26 protein-coding genes are annotated in these 23,443 nt (G+C 70.7%); 11 read left to right on the forward strand and 15 right to left on the reverse strand.

Features of this window, described 5'->3' with window-relative positions:
* Nucleotides 1–45: 45 nt before the first annotated feature.
* Nucleotides 46–939 carry an alpha/beta fold hydrolase gene (locus tag AB0M83_RS23585; protein WP_364520353.1) on the reverse strand — a complete coding sequence of 298 codons (894 nt, stop codon included), beginning with the start codon at nucleotides 937–939 and terminating at the stop codon, nucleotides 46–48.
* A 255-nt stretch (nucleotides 940–1,194) separates the two neighbouring features.
* Here AB0M83_RS23585 and AB0M83_RS23590 point away from each other — a divergent pair, with 255 nt between their 5' ends.
* From AB0M83_RS23590 to AB0M83_RS23600, 3 genes are read left to right on the forward strand one after another with little or no spacing between them, the layout of a single operon-like run.
* Nucleotides 1,195–1,716 (forward strand): PadR family transcriptional regulator, encoded by a 522-nt coding sequence (locus tag AB0M83_RS23590; protein WP_364520354.1) that lies wholly within the window; start codon nucleotides 1,195–1,197, stop codon nucleotides 1,714–1,716.
* On the forward strand, nucleotides 1,716–2,405 hold the full coding sequence (locus AB0M83_RS23595; RefSeq protein WP_364520356.1) for an ABC transporter ATP-binding protein: 690 nt from the start codon (nucleotides 1,716–1,718) through the stop codon (nucleotides 2,403–2,405). The genes AB0M83_RS23590 and AB0M83_RS23595 overlap by 1 nt, the downstream gene beginning before the upstream one ends.
* Nucleotides 2,402–4,690: an FtsX-like permease family protein gene (locus tag AB0M83_RS23600; RefSeq protein ID WP_364520358.1), complete on the forward strand. Its 2,289-nt coding sequence runs from the start codon at nucleotides 2,402–2,404 to the stop codon at nucleotides 4,688–4,690. Before AB0M83_RS23595 ends, AB0M83_RS23600 begins: the two co-directional genes overlap by 4 nt.
* Before the next feature lie 67 nt (nucleotides 4,691–4,757).
* On the opposite strand, the gene AB0M83_RS23605 is transcribed toward AB0M83_RS23600, so the two are convergent.
* Entirely contained in the window at nucleotides 4,758–5,225 is a 468-nt protein-coding gene (locus tag AB0M83_RS23605) for a nitroreductase family deazaflavin-dependent oxidoreductase (protein WP_364520360.1), read from the reverse strand.
* A gap of 82 nt (nucleotides 5,226–5,307) precedes the next feature.
* On the opposite strand from AB0M83_RS23605, the gene AB0M83_RS23610 reads away from it, so the two are divergent.
* Nucleotides 5,308–5,925 carry a TetR family transcriptional regulator gene (locus tag AB0M83_RS23610; RefSeq protein ID WP_364520362.1) on the forward strand — a complete coding sequence of 206 codons (618 nt, stop codon included), beginning with the start codon at nucleotides 5,308–5,310 and terminating at the stop codon, nucleotides 5,923–5,925.
* A 351-nt stretch (nucleotides 5,926–6,276) separates the two neighbouring features.
* Here the strand turns inward: AB0M83_RS23610 and AB0M83_RS23615 are convergent, their stop codons facing one another.
* Genes AB0M83_RS23615 through AB0M83_RS23625 form a run of 3 tightly spaced genes read right to left on the reverse strand, consistent with a single transcriptional unit; the run spans nucleotide 6,277 to nucleotide 9,382 of the window.
* A complete protein-coding gene (locus AB0M83_RS23615) occupies nucleotides 6,277–7,410 on the reverse strand; it encodes a histidine kinase (RefSeq protein WP_364520364.1) in 1,134 nt (377 codons plus the stop codon).
* Between the two features lie 60 nt (nucleotides 7,411–7,470).
* Complete coding sequence (locus tag AB0M83_RS23620; RefSeq protein WP_364520366.1) at nucleotides 7,471–8,505, reverse strand: amidohydrolase family protein; 1,035 nt, start codon at nucleotides 8,503–8,505, stop codon at nucleotides 7,471–7,473.
* 4 nt (nucleotides 8,506–8,509) lie between these two features.
* Nucleotides 8,510–9,382 carry an NAD(P)H-binding protein gene (locus AB0M83_RS23625; protein WP_364520368.1) on the reverse strand — a complete coding sequence of 291 codons (873 nt, stop codon included), beginning with the start codon at nucleotides 9,380–9,382 and terminating at the stop codon, nucleotides 8,510–8,512.
* A 69-nt stretch (nucleotides 9,383–9,451) separates the two neighbouring features.
* On the opposite strand from AB0M83_RS23625, the gene AB0M83_RS23630 reads away from it, so the two are divergent.
* On the forward strand, nucleotides 9,452–10,069 hold the full coding sequence (locus AB0M83_RS23630; protein WP_364520370.1) for a TetR/AcrR family transcriptional regulator: 618 nt from the start codon (nucleotides 9,452–9,454) through the stop codon (nucleotides 10,067–10,069).
* Nucleotides 10,070–10,078: 9 nt separating this feature from the next.
* Here AB0M83_RS23630 and AB0M83_RS23635 read toward each other — a convergent pair whose 3' ends face one another.
* From AB0M83_RS23635 to AB0M83_RS23650, 4 genes are read right to left on the reverse strand one after another with little or no spacing between them, the layout of a single operon-like run.
* Complete coding sequence (locus AB0M83_RS23635; protein ID WP_364520372.1) at nucleotides 10,079–11,437, reverse strand: adenylosuccinate lyase family protein; 1,359 nt, start codon at nucleotides 11,435–11,437, stop codon at nucleotides 10,079–10,081.
* Nucleotides 11,434–12,930 (reverse strand): NAD-dependent succinate-semialdehyde dehydrogenase, encoded by a 1,497-nt coding sequence (locus AB0M83_RS23640; protein ID WP_364520374.1) that lies wholly within the window; start codon nucleotides 12,928–12,930, stop codon nucleotides 11,434–11,436. Before AB0M83_RS23640 ends, AB0M83_RS23635 begins: the two co-directional genes overlap by 4 nt.
* 21 nt (nucleotides 12,931–12,951) lie before the next feature.
* Nucleotides 12,952–13,644, reverse strand: coding sequence for a type 1 glutamine amidotransferase domain-containing protein (locus AB0M83_RS23645; protein ID WP_364520376.1), 693 nt, complete (start codon nucleotides 13,642–13,644; stop codon nucleotides 12,952–12,954).
* Nucleotides 13,645–13,672: 28 nt separating this feature from the next.
* Nucleotides 13,673–14,533 carry an SDR family NAD(P)-dependent oxidoreductase gene (locus tag AB0M83_RS23650; protein WP_364520378.1) on the reverse strand — a complete coding sequence of 287 codons (861 nt, stop codon included), beginning with the start codon at nucleotides 14,531–14,533 and terminating at the stop codon, nucleotides 13,673–13,675.
* A gap of 184 nt (nucleotides 14,534–14,717) precedes the next feature.
* Here AB0M83_RS23650 and AB0M83_RS23655 point away from each other — a divergent pair, with 184 nt between their 5' ends.
* Both AB0M83_RS23655 and AB0M83_RS23660 read left to right on the forward strand, forming a co-directional pair.
* Complete coding sequence (locus AB0M83_RS23655; RefSeq protein WP_364520380.1) at nucleotides 14,718–15,602, forward strand: helix-turn-helix transcriptional regulator; 885 nt, start codon at nucleotides 14,718–14,720, stop codon at nucleotides 15,600–15,602.
* An 8-nt stretch (nucleotides 15,603–15,610) separates the two neighbouring features.
* Nucleotides 15,611–15,955, forward strand: a complete 345-nt coding sequence (locus AB0M83_RS23660; RefSeq protein WP_364520382.1) for a hypothetical protein — start codon at nucleotides 15,611–15,613, stop codon at nucleotides 15,953–15,955.
* Nucleotides 15,956–15,981: 26 nt separating this feature from the next.
* Here AB0M83_RS23660 and AB0M83_RS23665 read toward each other — a convergent pair whose 3' ends face one another.
* The gene (locus tag AB0M83_RS23665; RefSeq protein WP_364520384.1) at nucleotides 15,982–16,413 is read right to left on the reverse strand and encodes a MarR family transcriptional regulator; all 432 of its coding nucleotides are present in this window, start codon (nucleotides 16,411–16,413) and stop codon (nucleotides 15,982–15,984) included.
* Between the two features lie 46 nt (nucleotides 16,414–16,459).
* On the opposite strand from AB0M83_RS23665, the gene AB0M83_RS23670 reads away from it, so the two are divergent.
* The 3 genes from AB0M83_RS23670 to AB0M83_RS23680 all read left to right on the forward strand — a co-directional run bounded on the left by AB0M83_RS23670 (nucleotide 16,460) and on the right by AB0M83_RS23680 (nucleotide 19,059).
* Nucleotides 16,460–17,146: a class I SAM-dependent methyltransferase gene (locus AB0M83_RS23670; protein WP_364520386.1), complete on the forward strand. Its 687-nt coding sequence runs from the start codon at nucleotides 16,460–16,462 to the stop codon at nucleotides 17,144–17,146.
* A 92-nt stretch (nucleotides 17,147–17,238) separates the two neighbouring features.
* On the forward strand, nucleotides 17,239–18,039 hold the full coding sequence (locus AB0M83_RS23675; protein WP_364520387.1) for an alpha/beta hydrolase: 801 nt from the start codon (nucleotides 17,239–17,241) through the stop codon (nucleotides 18,037–18,039).
* 186 nt (nucleotides 18,040–18,225) lie between these two features.
* Nucleotides 18,226–19,059, forward strand: a complete 834-nt coding sequence (locus tag AB0M83_RS23680; RefSeq protein ID WP_364520389.1) for a MarR family transcriptional regulator — start codon at nucleotides 18,226–18,228, stop codon at nucleotides 19,057–19,059.
* Nucleotides 19,060–19,179: 120 nt separating this feature from the next.
* Here the strand turns inward: AB0M83_RS23680 and AB0M83_RS23685 are convergent, their stop codons facing one another.
* The 3 genes from AB0M83_RS23685 to AB0M83_RS23695 form a co-directional block, all read right to left on the reverse strand.
* Complete coding sequence (locus AB0M83_RS23685; RefSeq protein WP_364520391.1) at nucleotides 19,180–20,205, reverse strand: hypothetical protein; 1,026 nt, start codon at nucleotides 20,203–20,205, stop codon at nucleotides 19,180–19,182.
* Between the two features lie 28 nt (nucleotides 20,206–20,233).
* Nucleotides 20,234–20,788 (reverse strand): sigma-70 family RNA polymerase sigma factor, encoded by a 555-nt coding sequence (locus tag AB0M83_RS23690; protein ID WP_364520393.1) that lies wholly within the window; start codon nucleotides 20,786–20,788, stop codon nucleotides 20,234–20,236.
* A 194-nt stretch (nucleotides 20,789–20,982) separates the two neighbouring features.
* The gene (locus AB0M83_RS23695) at nucleotides 20,983–21,633 is read right to left on the reverse strand and encodes a TetR/AcrR family transcriptional regulator (protein WP_364520464.1); all 651 of its coding nucleotides are present in this window, start codon (nucleotides 21,631–21,633) and stop codon (nucleotides 20,983–20,985) included.
* Between the two features lie 110 nt (nucleotides 21,634–21,743).
* Between AB0M83_RS23695 and AB0M83_RS23700 the strand changes: the two genes are divergently transcribed.
* A complete protein-coding gene (locus AB0M83_RS23700) occupies nucleotides 21,744–22,196 on the forward strand; it encodes a nuclear transport factor 2 family protein (protein ID WP_364520395.1) in 453 nt (150 codons plus the stop codon).
* 67 nt (nucleotides 22,197–22,263) lie between these two features.
* Here the strand turns inward: AB0M83_RS23700 and AB0M83_RS23705 are convergent, their stop codons facing one another.
* Both AB0M83_RS23705 and AB0M83_RS23710 read right to left on the reverse strand, forming a co-directional pair.
* Complete coding sequence (locus AB0M83_RS23705; protein WP_364520397.1) at nucleotides 22,264–22,608, reverse strand: hypothetical protein; 345 nt, start codon at nucleotides 22,606–22,608, stop codon at nucleotides 22,264–22,266.
* A 95-nt stretch (nucleotides 22,609–22,703) separates the two neighbouring features.
* Nucleotides 22,704–23,309, reverse strand: a complete 606-nt coding sequence (locus AB0M83_RS23710; protein ID WP_364520399.1) for a helix-turn-helix domain-containing protein — start codon at nucleotides 23,307–23,309, stop codon at nucleotides 22,704–22,706.
* Between the last annotated feature and the right edge of the window lie 134 nt (nucleotides 23,310–23,443).

Raw genomic sequence — 23,443 nt, forward strand, 5'->3', positions numbered from 1 at the left:
CTTCAGCCGCCCGTGCGCTGTCAACGGATCTCGGACGCACGGCAATCAGGCGGATTCGGTGATGACGTGCTGGATGGCCTGCACGGCGATGTCGGGCTGCTTGACGTAGATGTAGTGGTCGCTCTCGGCCGCGGTCACCGGCTCGCTGCGGCTGGACAGCTCCAGCCACTTCTCCTGCCCGTCGGTCCACGCCTTCTCCAGCGCGGGCCCGTACTGGGGCAGCTCGGCGAGGTAGGGCTGCCCGTGCCGGATCACCGTCACCGGGATGTCCCCGGCGTAGCCGACCTCCCCGTCCTGCATGACCAGCTTCTCCGGGTTCTCGCCGCCGTACACCGCGAGGCTCTGCCCACGCAGCTCGGCCACCTGCCCGGTCGCCGACTCCGGGATCGAAGCCTTGGTGTCGGCGAGGATCGTCGACGGGGTGGCGTCCATCAGCACCAGTCCCGCGACCCGGTCCTGGTGGGCCGGGGTGTAGCGGGCGGCGATCAGCCCACCCAGGGAATGCCCGGCCAGCACGACCTTCCGGTGCCCGGCGACGCGGTCGAGCACGCCGGTCAGGATCTTGCCGGCGCTGTCGAAACTCTGCGGGCCCTCCGGCTGGTCGCTGGCGCCTTCGCCGAGCCGGTCGTAGGAACAGACCCGGCCCTTCTCACTCAGCGTCTTCTGGAACGCGGCCAGCTTGTCCAGGCCGTCACCCAGCCCGGCGAGCAGCACGACGACCGGCCGGCCCTCGGCCGCCGTACCCGAGCACGACACGTTCACCGACCGGCCCTCGACAGTGATCTTGGCCGTGCCCGAAATCGGGGCCGGGTCCCCGGTCGCCGCCGGCGTCGAGGCGCCGTCGTCCGGCTCGGCGCCCTCGTCGCACCCGGCGAGCACCGGTGCGGCCGCGGCGCAGAACAGGGCGGCGACGGCGGTGGCCTTGACATTGCGAAACATCAGTACTCCACGGTTTCCTCGGGCAACTTCGGCCGATCCGGCCTCCGCGGTCCGGTGACCGCGTGTCCCGAACGCTAGGGGCCCGGCAGCCTCAAGATCGTCACCCCAGGGTGGACATTTGCGCGTAGCTCGCACGGGGGACAAAGGCCCTGAACTGCGAAAAGAAGCTATTCGCTGGGGGTATACACACGACGTATACGCCACCGGTATAGTGATCACCACTCGCGAGATCGCGGGTGGAGGAGGGAGAGGGGAATGTCGGTTTCACACACCTTGCTCGCGCTGCTCGAACCGGGCCCGCGGCACGGCTACGACCTGAAGCGGGCGTACGACGAGCAGTTCGGGCAGGACCGCCCGCTCGCTTACGGCCAGGTCTATTCGACGTTGTCGCGGCTGCTGCGCAACGGCATGGTCGAAGTGGCGGGCATCGAAAGCGGCGAAGGGCCGGAGCGCAAGCGCTACACGATCACCGACGCCGGGGTCACCGACGTCGAGACGTGGCTGCGCACTCCGGAGAACCCGCAGCCGTACCTGCAGAACACGCTCTACACGAAGGTCGTGCTCGCACTGCTGTCCGGGCGCAGCGCCTCGGAGGTGCTCGACGTCCAACGCGGCGAGCACCTGAAGGTGATGCGGTCGCTCACCAAACGCAAGAACGGGGGCGAGCTCGCCGATCAGCTGATCTGCGACCACGCGCTCTTCCACCTCGAGGCGGACCTGCGGTGGCTGGAGCTCACCGCCGCCCGCCTCGGCGAACTCGAAAAGGCGGTGCGCTGATGACCACGCCGGGAACGCCGTTGCTCGCCGGCAGCGGGCTGCACAAGTCGTTCGGCCCGACGCGCGCGCTCGACGGGGCGGCGCTGTCCGTCTCGGCGGGGGAAGTGCTCGCGATCATGGGTTCGTCGGGCTCGGGCAAGTCGACGCTGCTGCACTGTCTCGCCGGCATCGTCCGGCCGGACTCGGGCACCATCACCTACCGCGGCGCCGACCTCGTCGGCATGGACGACAAGGGACGCAGTGCGTTGCGGCGCACCGAGTTCGGCTTCGTGTTCCAGTTCGGCCAGCTCGTGCCCGAGCTGTCCTGCCTGGAGAACGTCGCGCTTCCGCTGCGGCTGACCGGGTCCAAGCGCAAGCAGGCCGAGGCCAAGGCGACCGAATGGCTCGCCCGGCTGGAGGTCGACGGGCTGGCGAAGCGGCGTCCGGGCGACGTGTCCGGCGGGCAAGCGCAGCGGGTCGCGGTGGCGCGGGCCCTGGTGACCGGGCCGAAGGTGGTCTTCGCGGACGAGCCGACCGGCGCGCTCGACTCGCTCAACGGCGAGAAGGTCATGCAGATGCTCACCGAGGCGGCGCGGGAAACGCACGCCGCGGTGGTGCTGGTGACCCACGAGCCGCGGGTCGCGGCCTATTCGGACCGGGAGATCGTGGTGCGGGACGGGCAGACGGTCGACCGGGAGCTGGTCGCATGATGCGGGATCTCGCGCTGGGACTCCGGCTGGCCGTCGGGGGCGGCCGGATGTCCGGCGCGGCGCTGCTGCGCCTCGCGATGACCGCGTTCGGGATCGCGCTCGCGGTCGCGGTGCTGCTGCCCGCCGCGGCGGCGCACCACCTGGCCGGTGCCCAGGCGGAGCGCAAGGCGGCCATCGCCCAGGTCACCGAGCCGCGCGCGGGCATCGCCCCGCTGCTGGTCTACAACTGGTACGCGTCGGCCGGCGATGACTACGTGAAGGTCACCGCGGTCGCGGCGACCGGGGCGAACTCGCCGGTGCCGCCGGGCCTCGGCCGGCTGCCGGCGCCGGGCGAAATCGCCGTGTCGCCGGAACTCGCCGCGAAACTGGCCGCACCGGACGGCGCTACGCTGAAGGCGCGGCTGCCGGGGCGGGTGATCGGCCAGATCTCGCGGGAAGGCGTTTCCGGCGCGGGCGATCTCAGTGCGGTCTACGGGGTGCCGGCCGCGCAGATCGAGGCCGAGGGCACCGACGGCGCCAAGGTCTACGCGTTCGGCCGGCCCTACACCGGGCTCGGGCTGTCGGCGGTCATGCTGGCCGTCATCCTGCCGATCGCGGCCGTGCTGCTGCTGCCGTTGCTGATCTTCGTGACCACCGCGTCGCGGATGGGCGCGGCGCAACGGGAACGCCGGCTCGCCGCGCTGCGGCTGATCGGCCTGGACTCCCGGCAGGTGAAACGGGTCGCGGCGGCCGAATCCCTGGTCGGGGCGGTGATCGGGCTCGCGGCCGGGATCGGGTTGTTCGCCGTGCTGCGCACGTTCGTCGCCGACATCCTGCCGTTCGGCCTGCGGATCTTCCCGGAGGACTTCGTCCCGGACTGGCCGCTGGTCGTGGTGATCGTGCTGCTGGTGCCCGCACTCGCGGTCGGCTCGGCGATGTTCGGGCTGCGCGGCACGATCGTGGAGCCGCTCGGCGTGGTCCGCCAGGGCAAGCCGATGCGGCGGCGGATGTGGTGGCGCTGGGCGCTGACCGCGACCGGCGTGCTGTGCCTGGCCGCGAGCCTGGCCTTCGACCGCGGCAAGGGCGACACGGCCGGCGGGCTGGCGCTCGCGGTGGGCAGCGTGTTCCTGCTGGTGGGCGTCGCGGCCCTGCTGCCGTGGCTGGTCGAGCGGCTCGTGGACCGGCTGCACGGTGGTTCGCCGGCGTGGCAGCTGGCGATCCGGCGGCTGCAGCTGGACAGCGGCACCGCCAGCCGCGTGGTGTCCGGCCTGGTCGTCGTCCTGGCCGGCACGATCCTGATCCAGGGCGTGATCACGTCGCTCGGCAGCGGCGGCGACCGGCGGGAGTCGCCGGCCGGGGTGGCCGCCGTCCCGGTGCGGGTGCACACCACCGCCGCGCACGAAGCCGAAGTCGTCGAGCTGACGGCGTCGGCGGCCGGGGTGACCGGGACGCACCCGGCCCGGACCGTGGCGTTCCAGTCCGGGCAAGAGCAGGACTACGGCGTGGTCGGCGATTGCGTGGCGCTCAAGGCGCGGGCGGACATCGGCGGCTGCTCCGACGGCGACGTGTTCTACGTCGTCCCGGCCGAGGGCGGCGCGGCGCCCTCCGGCCGGCTGCGGCTGACGGGCTTTTCCCACGGCCGGGAGGTGCCCGGTCCGGAGTGGACGGTCCCGGGGAACGTCCGGGTCGTGCGGCCGGGCGACACGCTCGCGGGTGACAGCCTCCTGGTCACGCCCGGCGCGCTCGGCGGGCTCACCCTCCCGGACTCGACGGTCGCGGTCTACGTCTCGGGCACCGGCGACCCGAAGGTGCTGGCCGACAACGTCGCGACGGCGGTCGGCCCGCTGGCGTGGAACGCCGAGGTCAGCAACAGCGACTACCTGACCGACTTCGCCGAGCGCGACGAGCGGATGATGGCGAGCTTCCGTGCGGTGCTGCTCACCGCGACGCTCTTCGTGCTCGCGGTGGCCGCGATGAGCCTGCTGATGCTGTCGATCGAGCAGATCAGCGAACGGCGGCGGCCGCTCGCGGCGCTGTCCGCGGCCGGGGTGCCAATCTCGGTGCTCGCCCGCGGATCGCTGTGGCAGACCGCGATTCCGGTGGTGGTCGGCGTGGTGCTGGCGGTCGCGGCGGGGCTGGGGCTGACCGCCCCGATCCTGCGGCTGGCGGACCGGCCGATGATCATCGACGTCCCGGCGCTGCTCGCGCTGGCGGGCGCCACGGTGGCGGCGGTCCTGCTGGTGACCGGGTTGACGATGCCGTTGCTGCGGCAGGTGACCCGGCTGGACACGCTGCGCTCGGAATGAGCCCCGGGGGGGGGTCGCTCGGGGAAGGGCTTCTTGCCGCAGGAGGCCCTTCCCCACCCGAGCGGAACTACGCGGTGGGCGTGGCGTCGGCGGGTTCGAGCACGACCACCGGGATCGTCCGCTCGGTGTAGGTCGCGTAGGTCGCATAGGGCCGGTAGATCGCCACCGCTCGCTCCCACAAGCGGGCCCGCTCCGCGCCCTCCGCGACGCGCGGACGGACTCGCCGCCGTTCGCCGCCCGGCAGCTCCACCTCGGTGGCCGCCATCGCCATCACGTTGTGGAACCACGCCGGATGCGCGTCGACACCGCCCTTCGACGCGACGACGACCAGCCGCGGCGAGTCGTCGAGGTAGATCAGGGGGCTGGTCCGGGCCTGGCCGGACTTCCGGCCGACGTGGTGGAGCAGCAGCACGGGCGCGCCGCCGAAGAACGTCCCGCCCACCTTGCCGCCGGTTTTGCGGAACAGGAACGTGTTCAACCGGGCGAACTGCCGCTGGAGTTTCCAGTAGCGGGACGTCGGCGCGGGAGGCTTCATGGCCACGACTGTGTCATGCAATGACAAGTGTCGTCAACTGACAAAAGTCTCCCCATGACGCGACTGCCGTAAGCTGGCCGGCATGGACCAGCCCGGGCTGCGCGAACGGAAGAAGCAGCGGACGCGAGAGGCCCTGATCGACGCGGCCCACGCGTTGTTCTGCGCGAACGGCTTCGACGCCACGACCATCGACCAGATCGCCGAAGCGGTGGAGGTCTCGTCGCGAACGTTCTTCCGGTACTTCGCCTCGAAGGAGGACGTCGCGCTGGCCCTCGCAGACGAGCAGATCACGGCGGTCCTCGAGGCGTTCGCCGCGCAACCGGCCGGCCGGCCGGTGCTGACCGCGCTGCGGACGGCCGCGGTCGAAGTCATCCGGACGTACGAGACCGACGCGCGCTTCCACAGCCTGCAGACCATGATTTCGGGCAACCCGTCGCTGACGGCCGCGCGCGTCGAGCGGGCGACCGCCCGGTTCGACGAGGTGACGCGGCTGATCGCCGACCGCATGGGCGTCGACCCGGCGGCCGACCCCCGTCCGTGCCTGGTGGCCTCGGTGGCGCTGTGCGCGGTGCAGACAGCGGTCGCCGCCTGGCGAGCGGCCGGCCACCCGGCGCCGGAATCCGAACTGACCGGGCAGGCGTTCGACCTGCTGGCCACCGGCCTCGACTATCCCGCAGGACCGGCGGTCACCGGCCGGTAGCGCCGGTTACCGCGCGCTGCCCACCGGAATCCGCGCCCGCACCACGAATTCGCCGTCATCCCGCCGCCCGGCCGTGAACTCACCGCCGAGCACGTCGACCCGCTCGCGGTCGCCACCGATAGTCAGTGAGAGCGCCGGTCGACGACCAGTCCTGCCGTGCCCGACCGCAAATGTACTCCGATAACCGGTGCCATCACTCCGCGCTGCCTACCGAAATATGAGCCAGCACCACGAACTCGCCAGCGAGCACATCGACCCGCTCGCGGTCGCCGACCGACAGTCAGTGATAGCGCCGGTCGACGACCAATCCTGCCGCGCCCGGCCTCGAAGGCACTCCGAAAATCGGCGCGATCACCGCGCGCTGCCCACCGGAATCCGGGCCCGCACCACGAACTCGCCGTCATCCCGCCGCCCGGCCGTGAACTCACCGCCGAGCACATCGACCCGCTCGCGGAGCCCGGCCAAACCCCGCCCGCTTCCGCCGACCCGGGCACTGCCGCCACCCGCGTCCGCCGTCCCGACCTGGACCGTGATCTCGCCGTCCGCGTGGCGCACGTGGACGGTCGTCCGGCCGCCGTGGGCGTACTTGAGCGCGTTCGTCAAGGCTTCTTGGACGACTCGGTAGGCCGTCGCGCGGGCGCTGCCGTCCGCCTGCGCCACGCCGCCTTCTTCGGTGAACTCCACCGGCTGGCCGGCTTGCCGGGTCTGCTCCACGAGCGTGCGGAGATCGCCGCCGTCGTGCCCGGGATCGAGCAGGTCGAGCAGGTGCCGCAGGTCGGCGATGGCACGGCGACCCGAGCCCGTGATGGCCGACAGGGCCTGATCGAAGCGATCGGGCGAGCCCGTCAGGTAGCGCGCCGCTTCCGTCTGCACGACCATCGCCGTCACGTGGTGGGTCACGACGTCGTGGAGCTCGCGGGCGATGCGCGTGCGTTCCGCGGTGCGGGTCGTCTCGGCGACGTGGCGACGGCGCTCTTCCTCGGCGGCCCGCGACTGCCTCAGCCAGCTCCCGATCCCCCAGGTGAGCGCGAGGGCCAGGTAGAACGTCACGAAGCCGGTCACGCCTTCGGCCGCTTCGGGGCCGCTGAGGGCGATGGCCAACGGGACGTAAGCCGCCGAAGCCAGGACCACGGTCGTCCACCGCCACCGGTTCAGGTGAGCCCCGGTACTGATCAGCGCGATCGGCAGCCCGGTCGCCGCGACCGTGTGGTAGCCACCCAGCTGGTCGAGGGCGAAGCCGATCGACACCAGGGCGAGGCAGACCAGCGGCCACCGCCGCCGGATGATCAGCGGGAGGCATTCGACGGCGACCACGCCGATGCCCAGCGCGTCCATCGGACGGCCCGGCACGTCCCCGAGCTGCGTGCCCTGGTTGTGCAACACGGGAATCAGCGAAGCCACGAACTGCACCAGCGCGAGCGGCGCGTCCCGGACCGTGACGTCGAAGCGCGACCACCACCCCGTATCGCGCCGGACGTCGATCACGGGAGGAGATTAGTGGGAAGCGGCGCGCCGCCGACGCCGGGCCGGCACGCCGTCCTGCCGCTATCCGCGGGAAAGCCGGAACAGGCGCTCCGCGTTGCCATGCGTGATCTTCTCCCGCTCGCCGGAAGTGATGTCCAGGTCGTCGAGGAACTGCCGGGTGCCGTCGAGGTGCAGGAACGGGTAGTCGGCCGACCAGATCACGCGGTCCAGTCCCACCACGGCCCGGATGAAGTCGAACTGGGGGCGGTGGAACATGCCGCTCGGGGTGACCCAGACGTTCGAGCGGTAGACCTCGGTGATCGTCCGCGAAAGCCCGGTGTCGCCCGGGGACAGGACGTCGTCCAGGCGGCTGAGGTAAAAGGGAACCATCTCGCCCCAGTGGCCGCTGATGACCTGCAAGTCCGGGAAACGCTCGAAGACGCCCGCGAAGATGAGCCGCAGGACGTGGATTCCCGCCTCGTGGTGCCAGCCCCAGGCGCCCAGCGAGAACTCCGCCGACACCTTCTCGGAGAACCCCGCGTAATAGGACTGCTGGACCTGCGGGACCGGGTGGAACGGGTGCACGTAGAGCGGCACCCGCAGTGCCGCGATCCGCTCGAGGACCGGCCGATAGACGAGATCGTCGAGGAACCCGGCCCCGGGGCGGCCGAGGATCAGGACCCCGCGCAGACCGAGGCCGGTCACGGCGCGGTCGAGCTCGTCGACGGCGGCGTCCGGCCGTTGCCACGGCAACGCCGCCAGCCCCTGCAGCCGATCGGGGTGCGCGGCGACCGCCTCCGAGAGCCGGTCGTTGACCGACCGGCACCGGGCGATCGCCTGGTCGCCGGGGACCAGCTGGATCGGGCTGGTCCAGGAGACGATCTGCAGGTCGATGCCGTGCTCGTCCATCCGCCGGATGCGGTCCTGCCCGAGGTCGGTGCCGAGGCGGACCGCTTCGTGGATGTCGACGGCGGGCCGCCGGCCGGGACCGGGCCGCACGGGCGAGGAACTGGAGCTCTGCGCGCGCATGTACGGCGCTTCACGGGCGAGGACCGGCCCGGCCGCTTCGGCGATCGCCTGGTCGACTGCGTGCTCTTCGATGCAGATCAGCGTCATGACGTCAGCCCACCGCCGGCTTGACGGCTTCCACGGCGAACTCGCGGAAGGTGGTGGGCGTGGTGTTCGCGGCGGTGCGCGGTGTGGCGTTGTTGATGCCGCGCTCGCCGGCGAGATCCATGTCCATCATGGAGCGGGCCATCGCCTCGGAGAACCCGCGGCCGACGAGGAACTGTCCGACGACGGCACGGTCTCCGCGCTCGTACCGGACGGGTGTGCCGAGGACGTCGGTCAGGGTCGCGGCGACGTCCTGGTACGAGAGGTCCTCGCCGCCGAGGACCTCGACCGGGTCCTGCCCGGTCCAGGTGCGGTCGAGGAGGTACTCGGCGGCGAGCGCGGCGATGTCCTTCGTCGCGATCCACGGCATCGTGAACCCGGCCGGGAGGGTCCCGGAGACGACCCCGTTCCGGACCGTCGCCACCTGCCGGAGGATGTTGTCCATGAAGGTGGGCAGGGCGAGGGCGCGCACGTGCGCGCCGGTGCTGCGGAAGAGGTCTTCCATCGCGTGCGAGGCGGAGATGTGGCCGGCGTAGATCTGCGATCCGCGTCCGAGCGCGGAGACGATCACGACGCGGGGTACCGCGTGGCGCACGACGGCGTCGGCGCCCGGGATCGAGGCGGTGACGTACGCCTCGTAGGGACTGCTCGCGGTCGCGGCCGCCGGCATGAGCCAGAACAGCGCGTCGGCGCCGTCGAGGGCGTGGTCCAGGACGTCACGCTCGCGGTGCGACCCGACGACGATCTCGGCCCGCTCCCGTACTTCGGCGGGCAGCTTGCCGGGGTCGCGGACGACGAGGCGGACGGGCTCGCTTTCCCGGAGCAGCGAGGTGACGAGCTTGCTGCCGATCTGCCCGGTGGGGGCGGTGATCACGATCATGGATGATGACTCCGAACGGTGAGAAGCGGAAGTAAACTCGACTGTACCGTATACTTTGAGGTGGACGCCATGGCCCGACGCGGCGAAGCGCTGCGTGAGCACATCCTCGACGCGGCGAAGCTCGCGTTCCTGGAGGACGGCTTCGAGCGGACCTCCATGGACGCGATCGCGGCGCGCGCCGAAACGTCGAAGCGTTCCCTGTACGCGCACTTCCCGACCAAAGACGTTCTGTTCGTCGCGGTCGTCGAACGCATCCGCGCCTTGTTCGGCGAGCGGATGCGCACGCCCGCCTCCTACGCCGGCGAACCGGCGGAAGCGGTCGTGCGGTACTGCGGGCGCTTCGTCCAGCTGCTGCGCTGGTCCTCGGTCGCCCGGATGCTCCGCCTCGGCATCGCCGAGGCCGACCGGCTGCCGGAGCTGGCGGCGGGCCTCTACGACGTCCTCTTCGGGACGACGGTCGCCGACCTCGCGGCACACTTGACGGCAGCCTGGGGGCTCGCGCCCGACGAGGCCGAGGCGGCGGCGAACGAGCTGATCGGCCTCGTCATCCACCCGGCACTGCCGCGACTGCTGTTCGGAATCGAGCCTTCCGTGGACGAACTCCCGGAGGAGGCTCGCCTGGCGGTCGACGTCGACCTCGACCGGATCAGGCACCTCTCGAGCATCGTGCTGCCGGCCGCCCCCTGAGGCAGGCGTTCACTCCGCGGCGGCGCCCCCCACCGCGACGCGGACCATGGCCCGGGCGCTTCCCAGGTACCCGGCGGGATCGCAGAGCGCGTCGATCCGGTCGTCGCCGAGGATCGCCGTGACGGCCGGGTCCTTGCGCAGTTCGGCGGCCAGCTCGGTGCCGGTGTCCCGCACCCGGCCGCAGGCGGCGTAGACGAGTTCGTGGGCGTGCTGACGGCCGATTTCGGGCGCGAGCGCCATCATCACGGCTTCCGCGGCGATGAGCCCGCCGGTCAGGCCCAGGTTGGCCCGCATCCGCTCCGCGTCGACCCGCAGACCGGCCATCACCTGCTCGGCCTGGGAAAGCGAGGAGGCGAGCAGGAGGAACGCCTCGGCGACCACGGCCCATTCGACGTGCCAGGGCCCGGTGGCGCGCTCGAAGTCCTGCACCATCGCGTCGAGCATGGCCGACGACTTGCCCCGAAGCAGCTTCGCCGCCGCCACCATGAGCTCACTGGAGATGGGGTTGCGTTTCTGGGGCATGGTGGAACTGGCGCCCCGGCCCGGCACGAACGGTTCGGCGAGTTCGCCGAACTCCGTCGAGCACATCACCGCGACATCGGTGCCGATCTTGCCGACCGAAGCACCGATCGCCGCGAGCAGGCCGACGATCTCGGCCAGGCCGTCCCGCGCGACGTGCCACGTGATCCCGGGGTCACGCAGGCCGAGTTCCGCGGCCAGTCCGGCCCGGACCCGCAGGCCGGCCGGGCCCGGGCCGAGCGAAGCCAGGGTTCCGGCCGCTCCACCGAACTGCACCATGAGGTCCCGCTCCCGCACGGCGGCGAGCCGATCGGCGTGGCGGTCCAGCGCGGACAACCAGACCGCCACCCGGTAGCCGAAGGTGACAGGCAGGGCGTGCTGGAGGTGAGTCCGGCCGGCGGTGACCGTGTCGATGTGCTCGGCGGCCAGCCGGCGCAAGTGCGCGCGCAGGCGATCGAGCGCGTCCGAGACCACGGTCAAGCCCTCGGCGCACTGGAGAACCGTGGCCGTGTCCATGATGTCCTGGGTGGTGGCTCCCCAATGGACATACCCGCCGGCGTCACCACAGTGCTCCGCGAGTTGCCGGACGATGGGCAGGATCGGGTAGCCGACGGTCTCCGTGTCACGGCGGAGCCGATCACGGTCGAGCCGCGCCGGGTCGCACGATGCCGCGATCACGTCCGCACTCTCGCGCGGGATGACGCCGGCTCGTGCTTCTGCCCGCGCCAAGGCGACTTCGACGCGAACGACCTGGTCCACATAGGACCGATCGGAGAAGACCGCCCGCATTTCGGCCGTCCCGAACAGGTCCCGGACCAAGAACGAGTCGAAAACGGTGCTGCCGGTCATCGCCCGCCCTCCCCGCTCTGGGGCGTGCCCACGTGGATGGCCACGTACTTCTGCTCAAGGTATTCGTCGATCCCGGTGTTGCCGCCTTCCCGCCCGATGCCGGACTGCTTCATGCCGCCGAAGGGAGCGCTCGGGTCGGACACGTAGCCGCGGTTGAGACCCACCATGCCCGTTTCGAGCTGCTCGCTCATCCGGAGTGCCTGCCCCAGGTCCTGGGTGTAGAGGTAGCTCACGAGACCGAACTCGGTGTCGTTGGCGTCGCGCAGGGCTTCGGCTTCGGTGTGGAAGGTCCGGATGGCCGCGACCGGGCCGAAGATCTCCTCGCGGGTGATGCGCGTGCCGGCCGGGACGTCGGTGAGCACGGTCGGCGGGTAGAAGTAGCCCGGGCCCTCGGGAACCCGGGCGCCGGTGCGCACCCGGGCGCCCGCCCCGACGGTTTCGTCGACCAGGTCCGCGACCCGGCGCCGCTGGCGCGCGTCGATCATCGGCCCGAGGTCGGTGGCGGGGTCCGTGCCGGGTCCGACGGTGATGGTGCTCATGCGCGCGACAAGCTTCTCGCTGAACTCGTCGGCGACGTCGGCGTGGACGTGGAAGCGATTGGCGGCGATGCAGGCCTCACCGACGTTGCGGAGCTTGGCGGTCATCGCGCCCTCGACCGCGGCGTCGAGGTCGGCGTCGCGGCAGACGATGAAGGGAGCGTTGCCGCCCAGCTCCATCGAGGTCCGCAGCACGGTTTCGGCGGCCTGGGCCAGCAACGTGCGGCCGACGGGTGTGGAGCCGGTGAACGACAGCTTGCGCAGCCGGCCGTCCCGCAGGAGCGGCGCGGTGATCGCGGCGGCTTGCGTGGTGGGAACGACGTTGAGCACGCCACCGGGGAGGCCGGCTTCGGTCAGCAGCGCCGCCAACGCGGCCGTCGTCAGGGGCGTCTGCGGCGCGGGTTTGACGACCATGGTGCAGCCGGCCGCCACGGCCGGGCCGATCTTGCGGGCCGGCATGGCCAGCGGCGCGTTCCACGGCGTGATCAGCAGGCAGGGCCCGACCGGCTGCCGGGTGACCAGGACTCTCGCGGTGCCGTCCTCGCTGACCTTCCAGCTTCCGTCGACCCGGACGGCTTCCTCGCCGAACCAGCGCAGGTAGTTCGCGCCGTACTCGACCTCCGCCCGGGATTCGGCCAGTGACTTGCCCATCTCCAGGGTGATCAGCAACGCGAACTCGTCGCTGCGCTCGATCAGCAGATCGTGGGCTCGCCGAAGGATTTCGCCCCGCCGGCGCGGGGGCACCGCGGCCCACTCCGCCTGGGCGGCACTCGCAGCGTCGAGCGCGGCCATCGCGTCCGCCGGGGTCGCGTCCGCCACCTCGCACAGTGTCCGCCCGGTGGCCGGATCCTCCACCGGGAAGCTCGCGCCGCCGGACGCCGGTCGCCATCGACCGCCGATGAACAAGCCCTTCTCGACCCTTCCGACGGCGTCGGATCGAGGCAGAGTGGTGACCACGGTTTCCACGCTCCTTCCTTGTTACTTGAGCGCGCCGATCATGGCTTCGGCCATGGGGGCGCTGGAGGCCGGATTCTGGCCGGTGAAAAGGTTCCGGTCCCGCACGGTGTACGCCTGGTACGCCGGTCCCCCGGAATGCTTCGCCCCCTTTTCACGCAACGTGCCGGCCAGCAGCCACGGCGCGCCTTCCGCGGTGCCGAAGCTCCGCTCCTCTTCGTCGGTGAAGGCCGTCATCTCCCGGCCGGCGAACAGCCACTTGCCGTCTCCGTCCACAGCGGACAGCAGGCCGGCCGGGCCGTGGCAGACGGCCCCGATGACCTTCCCGGCCGCGTCCGCCTCGGTGAGCAGACGGCCGAGGTCCCGGTCCTGGTGCAGGTCGACCACCGGACCGTGGCCACCGGGGATGACCACGGCGGCGTAGTCGTCGATGTCGATTTCCGCCAGCTTGAGCAGCGGACCGAACTCACTGAGCGCCCGCGCGGCGTGCGCCACGTAGTGTGCACAATCCGGACCCGCGATGTCCGGGTCGGCGCTGTGGGCGTCGAGCGGCTGCAGGACGCCGCCCGGGGAAGCGAAATCGACGGTGAAGCCGGCCCGCACGAACTTCTCGTGGGGCGCGGCGACCTCTTCGGCCCAGTACCCGGTCGGGTATTCCGAGCCGTCGGTGCGCTCCCAGATGCTCGCGGCGGACATGACGATCAGGATCTTGCTCACGATTTTCTCCTTCTGGTGACGGATCGGCTCAGGCGTCGGCGAAGTCGGTGGCGTTGGCGGTCTGCGCGGTGGCCTCGAGGTTCGCGCGCAGGGCGTCGACCTTCGCGGTGGCGTAGGCGTGGGCGTCCGAGCCGAGCAGCCGGCGCAGCGGGCCCTCGCCGCTGACTACCTGGCGGATGATCGCCGCCGCGCCCTTGACCGGGTCGCCCAGCTGGTTTCCTTGCAGCTTCAGGTGGTTCTCGGTCATTTCCCGCACACCCGGGTACGCGTCCGTCGTCGAGGCGGGCAGCGCGAGCGAGTCGGTGGAGAGGAAATCGGTGCGGAAGTAGCCGGGCTCGACGAGGGTGACCTTGACGCCGAAGCCGGCCATCTCCTGGGCCAGCGCTTCGGTGAGACCCTCGAGCGCGAACTTGCCCGCGCAGTAGAGGCCCCAGCCCGCGACCGCGGTCAGCCCGAGCACCGACGACACGTTGACCACATGACCGCTCTTCTGCTCGCGCAGCACGGGCAGCGTGGCACGCAACACGTTCCACACCCCGGCGACCTGGACGTCGAGCATGTCGCGCACCTCGCGGGCACTCGTCTCCTCCACCGCGGCCAGGTAGCCGTAGCCGGCGTTGTTGACGACCACGTCGAGGCCGCCGAACCGGTCCGTGGCCTGGCGGACGGCGTGGCGGACCTGCTCGTCGTCACGCAGGTCGACGGTCAGCGGCAGCAGCCGCGCAGTGTCGGCGCGGTCGCCGAGGGCGGCCAGCAGCCGCTGCGCGGACCGGGTCGTCGCGGCGACCTGGTCGCCACGCTGGAGCAGCTGCGTGACCAGCTCCAGGCCCAGACCGCGGGAAGTGCCGGTCACGAACCAGGTCGCGGGTCGATCCGTCGGGAAACTCATGGTCGTCCTTCGCTCGCGATTTCGGGGGATGCGCCGCCGGACTGTTCCTCGGTGGCGTGCTTCCAGAGTCGCCCACCGCAAGCCCGTTTTGGGGCCCATCTCGCGCCCTGCGGAGGCGCGGTCCGGGGAACCTAGGACTCTCCGGTCCACCCAGGACCGCACCGGCTCGGGGATAATCGGAACCGTGCCCAAGACCAACCAGGAGCTCGCCGATTTCCTGCGGCGCGCCCGGAGTCAGATCGATCCGGCGCGCGCCGGCCTGCCGCCCGACGGCCGCGTCCGCCGTGTACCGGGCCTCCGCCGCGAAGAAGTCGCCCGCCTCGCCGGCGTGTCCACCGACTACTACGCCCGCCTCGAACAGGGCCGCCGCATCGTTCCCTCCGCCGCCGTCGTCGAAGCCATCGGCCGCGCCCTCGGCCTCGACGCCGCCGGACGCGCCCACCTCGACGACCTCATCGGCCTGACTTCGGCCCCCTCCCCGCGCCGGGCCCACGACGTCCAGCGCGTCCGCCCCGGCCTCTACCAGCTCCTCGACGCCCTCGACGGCGAACCCGCCCTGATCCTCGGCCGCCGCACCGACATCCTCGCCGCCAACCGCATGGCCAAAGCCCTCTTCGCCGACTTCGACCAGTTCCCCGCGGCCCACCGCAACTACGCCCGCTGGATGTTCCTCGACGACGGCGCCCGGGCCCTCTTCCTCGACTGGCCCGACCAGGCACGGGCCGCCGTCGAAAGCCTCCGGTTCGAAGTCGGCCGCAACCCCGACGACCGCGCCACCGCCGACCTCGTCACCGAACTGCGCGAACACAGCCGCGAATTCGACCAGTGGTGGGAACAGCACCGCGTCCACCAGCGCACCCACGGCTCCAAGCGCCTCCGCCACCACCTCGTCGGAGACCTCACCGTCGAGTACGAAACCCTCACCCTCCCCGGCGACCCGGAGACGACGCTGTTCGTCTACACGACCGAGCCGGGATCACCCTCACGGCGGGCGATCGACATCCTCGCCAGCTGGACCGCGACTACTTCGGCCCTCGGACCGAACCGCAAGATCCAGGAACAAGAATGAGTGCTGGCATGATCTTTTTGGCCGTACTCAACGGCATCGTCTCTCTCGGGTCCGTCGGCTTCGCGGTCGTGGCCGCCGTTCGCCCCTCGGCGCTGAGTCACGTGAAGGAGCAAACCACCGGACAGCGTTTTTACGCGTGGATGTACACCGCCCGAGGAGTGCCGCTGGGAGTGCTCGCCGGCGTAGTGCCGTTCTTCCCGCACGGAGCGGTCAGCGCACTCGCCCTGATCGCCGCCGCGGTCGCCCAGGCCGGGGACATCGCCATCGGCGCGCAGCGGCGCGACGCACGCATGATCGCCGGAGCGACCCTCGTCTGCGTCGTCCACGTCGTGACGGCGATCGCGGTCTTGTGATCACAGTGCGTCTCTTCGAACCGGGATCACCGCCGGGACACCACCCGGCCCGCCGCGATGAGAAGCCGCCGAAGCTCCCGCCGATCGTGGTCGTCGAGCTCGGCCAAGACCCGATCCTCGGCCTCGGCCACCTCGGGATCGATTCGCGCCAGCATGGTCACGCCCTCGCGCGTCAACGTGGCGGGCAACGACCTCCCGGACGACACCGTGGCGGGCCGCGTCACCAGACCGCGATCCTGCAGCTCGAGAACCACCTTGTTCATCGCCTGCGGCGACACCTGGGCCTCGCGGGCCAACTGGGCGTTGGACTTCGGCGACTGCGCCAGCATCCGCAGGCAGAGGTACTCGGGCGCGGCCAGCCCCGACGGCCCGAGCACGGTGGCGGCCACCTCGCCGCGCAAGGCCGCGGTGACCCGGTGCAGCAGGTAGCCGAGCGGCTCGTCCCGGAAGCTTTCCATGTCAACCATGTTGACATATATCAACCCAGTTGACACTCTGGGGTGCATGACGACTTCATCCAGCGACGCGTTGTACGAATCCGCCTATCGTGGCGAGGCTCCCGAGATGGGACAGGGCTTCCGGCCGCCGTGGAGCATCGGCGAACCACAACCCGAGATCGCCGCGCTCATCGACGCGGGCGCGTTCCACGGCGAGGTCCTCGACGCCGGCTGCGGCGAGGGCGCGACCTCGCACTATCTCGCCGAGCGCGGCTTCACGACGGTCGGCCTGGACCAGTCGCCGACCGCGATCGAGCTCGCGCGCACGGAAGCCGCCCGGCGCGGCTTGACCCACGCCGGTTTCGAGATCGCCGACATCAGCACGTTCACCGGCTACGACGGCCGCTTCGGCACCATCGTCGACAGCACCTTGTTCCACTCGATGCCGATCGAGCTGCGCCAGGGATATCAGGAATCGATCGTGCGTGCCGCAGCACCCGGCGCGTCCTACTTCGTGCTGGTGTTCGACAGCGCGACCGTGCCCCCGGGCAGGGTCAACTCGGTGTCAGCGGAGGAACTGCGGCAGGCGGTGGGCGCGTACTGGACGATCGACGAGATCCGCCCGGCCCGCATCCACGCCAACGTCCCCGAGAACTTCCCGGACTTCGCGGACTTCGCCGGCAGCGACGTCCGCAACGAGGGCAACGGCCGCAAGTCGACACCCGCCTGGCTGCTGTCGGCGCACTTGTCCTGACCTCGTGCCGACCGTCAGCGGCTGGTGCGCCGACGGTCAGTGGACCCGGACAGAGTGCTGTTCATCGAAACAGACACGTGAAAGGTCCGATCATGAACAGCACCACCATCACCGGAACCCGCGGTGAACTCGACATCGACGGCCGTCGACTGTCCTACCTGGACTTCGGCGGGCCCGGCCGCCCGCTGCTGGCCCTGCACGGCCACCTCGACGAGGGCCGGACGTGGGCGCGGCTGGCCCAGGCGCTGGCGCCGCGGTGGCGGGTCATCGCGCCCGACCAGCGCGGGCACGGCGATCCCGACCGGGCCGTCTCCTACACCCGCGAGGACTACGTGGCCGACGCGATCGCCCTCCTGGACCACCTGGGCATCGAGCAGGCCGTGACACTCGGACACTCCGGCGGCGGCATCACGGCCTTCCAGATCGCCGCGCGGCACCCGCAGCGGGTGTCGGCGATCGTCAACGTCGAGGGCCCGGTCTGCGATCTCGACGACGGCCCCAGCGCGCTGTCGTTCGTGCTGCCACTGCCCTACACAGCTCCGGACCGGCAGACCCTCCTGGACGCCATCGGCCCGCTGGCCCCGATACTCGGCGACAAGCTGCGCCCCACCCCCGGCGGCGGCTGGCGCCTGCCGTTCCACCCGCAGGACACCATCGCGTCAGAGCAGGGAACACACGGCGACCACTGGGCCGACTGGACCGCCACCGAGTGCCCCGCCTTGTTCGTACTGGCTCGCAGCAGCCAGGTGATCACCCCCGAGGAGGGCCGGGAGATCATCGCCCGCCGCGCGAACACCCACCTCACCCAACTCGACGGCGACCACTTCGTCCACACCACCGACCCCCAGGGCTTCGGCACCGCAGTCAAGGACTTCCTGGACACCCTCGGCTGATCACTCGGGATCCCGCTGCAGCCGTCGATCGGCCCTCGCTGAGGGGGCCACCGCGCACCTGCCGGCTTGCTGACGGGACTCCCTCGGCCAGATGGGCGAGAGCTGGGTGTCGGATCCGGGGTGAGCCGTTCGTGGAGTAGATGAGCGGCCACCACAAGGGCGGCGCCAGAACCCACAGAGGATGAGATGTCGCACCCGGAGCCCGTCGCCCGCCGCATGTACGACCTGGTCGAGCCCCTCGGCCTGGTGCCCTACTTCGCCGACGAGTCGGACGAGGCCCTGATGGCGCTGGGCCTGCGCAATTCGTGGGACGCCTACTTCGCCGGACGAGCCGCGCCGTTGGGCCGGGCGGTGCCGGCCGAGGTGGTCCACGCCGTCTTCTACAACTTCGCCCCCGGCGAGGTGGCACGCCATCTCCCGCAGGTGTGGGACCTGACCACGCCCGAAGCGGCGCTGGCCGCCCGCGAGCGGGGATGCGTCGCGGGCATGCGGCGGGTCCTCGGCGAACTCGCCGACGACCCCGGCATCGCTCGCGCCGGCGACCTCCTGCTGAAGGCGGCCGCCAGCGCACCTGTCGAGGGACGCGCCCTCTACGCCGCCCTGCGCGCGCTCCCGGCACCGCAAGAGCCGGTGGCCCGGCTGTGGCACGCGGCCACCCTGCTGCGCGAGCACCGCGGCGACGGCCACACCGTCGCGTTGCTGGCCGAGGGCGTCGGCGGGACGGAAGCCCACGTCCTCCACGCCTTGTCCGCCGGCACGCCCGCGAAGGACTTCGGCCGGGTCTGGCACCTGCCCGCCGTGCAGCTGAACGCGGTCATCGACGGCATGCGCGCCCGCGGTCTCGTCGGGACCGACGGCTGGCTCACCGCCGCCGGCCGAGCCACCAAGGAACGAGTCGAAGCGCTGACCGACCGGCTCGCGGAGGCGCCGTACAACGCCCTGAGCCCCGGGGACCTCGACCGTCTCGTCGCCGACCTCGAACCGATCTCGGCGGCCTTTCGGTCGGTATTCCCGATGTAGCAGTCGACACGTGAGCTTCCCGAGTCGACAGCGTCGAGGCCGAGCTGCGGCCTGTCCGGGAGAACGATCCTGGGAGGGCCGAGATGATCTCGGCCCTCCCAGGCCAGTTCGGTACGAGGATCAGATCTTGCCCGCGGCCACGTCGGCGAGGGTGACGCGGGCGGACTTGTAGTTCACCACATAGCGCTTGGATTCCGCCGAGGTGATCTCCTCACGGATCGGCAGGCCGTTGTCGGCGTTGATGGTGAGGACGTCCGCACCGCCGCCCAGGATGGCGGGGGGCGGGGTGAGGGTCAGCGCGGCCTGGCCGTCGATGTCGGTCTTGCCGACGACCATGTCCGGGATGGTCGCGTACAGCTTCAGCACGCCCGCGCGGACCTCCGCGTCGGCGGCGTTGGCGAACAGCGCATGCTGGGTGTTGCTCCACAGGTGGTTGTTGATGAGGTTTTCCAGGTCCTTGCCCGTCGGACGCGGTTTGGGGGCGGGAACCGGCTTGCCGTGCTTGCGGAACATCTCCGCGGTCTCCGCTTGGGCGGCCGCCCAGGCCTTGTCGGCCTCGGCGGGGCTCAGGCCGACTCCCAGGGCATTGCCGGACGCGGTGATCATCGCGATCCTGGCCTTGTCCACGTCACCGTTCGCGGCGAGACGGGCCGCCGCCATCACCTTCCCGTCGTACGGCGTAGCAGGCTCGGCGTGGCCCTTGACGACCGCGTCCACCAGGGTCTTCGCCGAGTCGCCCGTGAACTGCTGGCCCTTGTCGGTGTAGAGGGTGTAGTAGAGGTCCGGTTTGTTGTCCAGCCCGAACTTCGTGTTGACGATCAGCGACGCGTCTCCTGGCCGCGTGCCGGCCGCCTGGACCGCGGAGGCCAGCTTCACCAGCGGCGCCTCGACCGCCTGCGGTCCCTCGATCGCCTGCGGGGCCGCGCCGGACGGGCCGGCCGGGACACTGCCGCCCGACGTACCCAGCACCACAGCCGCCGCGACGGCTGCTGCGCCCACGGCGGCGACGCCGACCCTGGGCCAGGAGAACCAGCGCTTCGGTCGCACGACCGTCGCCACGGGTTCCCCCATCGCCGCCTGCAGTGCCGTGCGAGCACGGTCATAGGCCTCGGGACCGGGGGACGGCACGTCACGCAGATTCTTCATGAGATCCATTTCATCCATGGGCTGTCTTTCACGTTGTCGGGACTTGCAGCAGCGCGACCACTTCGGGGGCTCCACGCAATGCCTTGCGCGCCTGGTGCAACAGGCGGCGGGCCGTGCCGGCCGGGATGTCGAGCACCCGCCCGGCCTCGGCGACGGTCAGGTCCTCCCAGGCGACCAGGCCCAGCACTTCCCGCTCTTCCGGTTTGAGCCGGGCCAGTGCCCTGCTCAGCAGTGCCTGCGTGTCCACGCGGGCATCCACCGCCGGCCAGGGATCCCAGTCACTCGCCACGCCGCTCAGGTCCGACGCCGGCTCCTCGGCCGGCGCGGACCGCCAGTGCCGGCGCAGCCTGTTCAGCGCGACGCCGTACAACCAAGGCCTGGCTTCGGGATACGAACGGTCGTAGTTCGCACGGGACTCGTAAGCCGCCACCCACACATCGCCGAGCACGTCCTCGGCTGCCTGCCGCCCCACTCTGCGCGCCAGGTAGTTCCCGAGCGCGGTCTCGTGCCGGCTGATCACTTCCACGAAGGCATCGGTGTCTCCGCGCAGCGACCTACCGATCAGTTCCGCGTCTGACGACATGAAGCTCCTCGGGTTTCGCTTCGCCCTGACACCCCGTCTTTGCCACCGCGCGCCCAAAGCGTTCAGGTTGGGTCACCCCGTGCGGAACATCGCTGGTCAGGCGACGTGCAGGAGGTCGAAGTCCGACCGCGGCGCTGCGCACGACCGCACGCTTCCGTCGTCCGGTGCTCGACTCCCAGCCAAGAACCGCCGCGTCAGTGGGTGGCCGGCAGCCCGGCCGCGGTCGCGGCGATCATGCGCTGCAGCGTCGGCCGGAACGGCGGGAACACCCGGGCGATCTCCGGCTCGCGCTCGTACAGCTCCCGCAGTGCGGCCGAGGGACGGGTCAGCGGGAACAGTTTTGCGACGAACGCGCTGGCCGCCATCACCAAGGACGCCCCGTCCGTGCCGGTCAGCTCGGGGCAGGCGGTGGTGAGCTGGCGCCCCAGGGTGAAGTAGGTGTCGATGGCCCACCGCTTGTAGACCTCCAAGACCGCGACCGAGACGTTGTGCTCCAGCATCGTCTCGGCATGCGTGGTGAGGTCGCAGTACAACGGCCGGTCGGCGTAAGCGTCGGCCAGGGCCGCCGCCGCCGCGGAAAAGCCGCTCGCCCCGTGCAGCGCGGCGCCGGCGGCGGCCGCCCAGTCCGCCCCCTCCCGCATCGTCAGCTGCAGGTAGATCTCCTCGCGCGTGCCGAAGTAGCGCAGGACGTTGGACTTGGCCAGCCCGACCGCCGCGGCGATGTCGCCGAGGCTGACCCAGGCCACGCCCGACGCCCGGGCGAGGTCGCCGGCGGCGGCGAGGATCGTCTCGCGCCGCTGGTTCTTCTGCTCCGGGCGCCTGGCCCGCTGGAACGACGCTTCCATGGCGGTCACCACCCTAACCCCACACTTAGCGGAACAACGTTCTCTTGTTAAAGTTACGCCGTTCTTATAACCTCGGCCCGACCCGTTCCCCACCCCGAAACGGCAGGCACATGACCGTCGGCAGCACCGATCTCGGCCAGACCATCGACGCCTTCGTGGCCTCCTTCAACGACCCCGACCTCGACCGGGTCATGTCCTTCTTCGCCGAAGACGCCCGCTACCTGCCCGGCCGCGGCCCCGAGCTGCGCGGTCTCCCCGCGATCCGGGCAGCGTTCGCGCCGCAGTTCGCCGGCCGCTACGGCGCGATGACCTTCGACGTCTACGACCGGGTGATCGACGAGGCGCGCGGCCGGGCGACGATCCGATGGGCGTGCCGGCTGGACCTGACCGGCGAGCACGGCAAACGCGCAATCCCGCCGCTGCGGTGGTTCGCCCGGCTCCGCTACAGCGGCCGTATGCAGTGGCACGGCTTGGACGTCTTCCACTTCGACTCCGCCGGGAAGATCACCGGCAAGTTCACCTACGCGACCTTCCGCCTGCCCCTTTGGGAACGGGCACGCTGACCAGCCGAGCCGACGAGCGTGATCAGCATTTTCTCCTGCTGCGGACCTGATCTGTCACAACGCACGCTCATGCCGATGAGCGGACGGTACCGGTACTTGTCGTGGCCATAGCCGCGATCGGAATCGATGGGATGGCGTCGATCAGCGGAACCAGTTGGGTGACGTCGCTGCGATGTCCGCCGGTGAGCGTGACGGCAAAGAGAATGCCGGTGGCGTCGGTGATCAGATGGTGCCTGGAACCAAGCTTGCGTCGGTCGACCGGGCTCAGCCCCGTGTGATCCCCATTGAGCGCACGCAGGTGGGTGGAGTCGACCAGAGCCGCGGACAGGTCCAGTAACCCGGCGGCGCACAGTTCAGCGAGCAGCAGTTCATGCAGTTGCTGCCGGACTCCGGCCTCGTACCACTCGGTCAACCGCCGCCAGCAGGTCGTCGGTCAAGACGTCCTCGCGCACACCGCGATCTTGGAACGTCCTGCGCTGTGCGCAAAGCCGAGACGCCACCTGAGCACTAAGGGTCCAGCTTGAGCGAGCCGTGGCCGACGTCGGTGCTGTCGGCGATGGCGCGGATCAGGTGCAGCAAGTCGTTGTGGAGTTCGTCGGTCATGCGGTCCTCGGCGACGCCGCGGAGGAACACGTGGTTGACGCCCCTGATCGCGGCTCGGCCTGCGGCTCCGAACAGGTCGTCGCGATCGGTTCCGTCGAAGGGGAAGCCGGTTCCGGGGGTTCGTTGTGAGACCTCGGCCTCCGCCATGGCGACCACGCCGGGGTTGGCCAGGGCCATGGCGCGGGTGAGTGCGGCTTCCTCCTGGTCGACGTTGTCGCGCAGGTCGTGCCACCACCTGTCCACCAGCTCGATGAACTCCAGGGTGGGATCCTCTTCGTGTAGCGCGATGACCCGCTGCTCGATGGACGCCGGCCATTCGGTGATGAAGTCGAGCTTCGACGGGAAGTAGCCCGTCACGGTTCGCGGCGCGACTTCGGCCACCTCGGCGATGTCGGCGATCGTGGTCCGTTCGTAACCGCGTTCGGTGAACAGGCGCAGGGCCGTGTGCAGGATCAGCCGCCGTCGTCGTGCTTTGGACCGTTCCCGAAGCCCCGGACCGTCACTGGTCACCGTCGCACTCTCCTGCACTTTCGTTGATCACCGCCTGCGCGTGCCTCAGCCTACATGCACCTCATGGCTAAAATGCCCTCTTGTGCAAAATTGCCATGCATGGCAATCTTCTGTCGGGCGGTCGCAGTCGATCA

Source organism: Amycolatopsis sp. NPDC051106, from assembly GCF_040682775.1.
Classification (GTDB): Bacteria; Actinomycetota; Actinomycetes; order Mycobacteriales; family Pseudonocardiaceae; genus Amycolatopsis.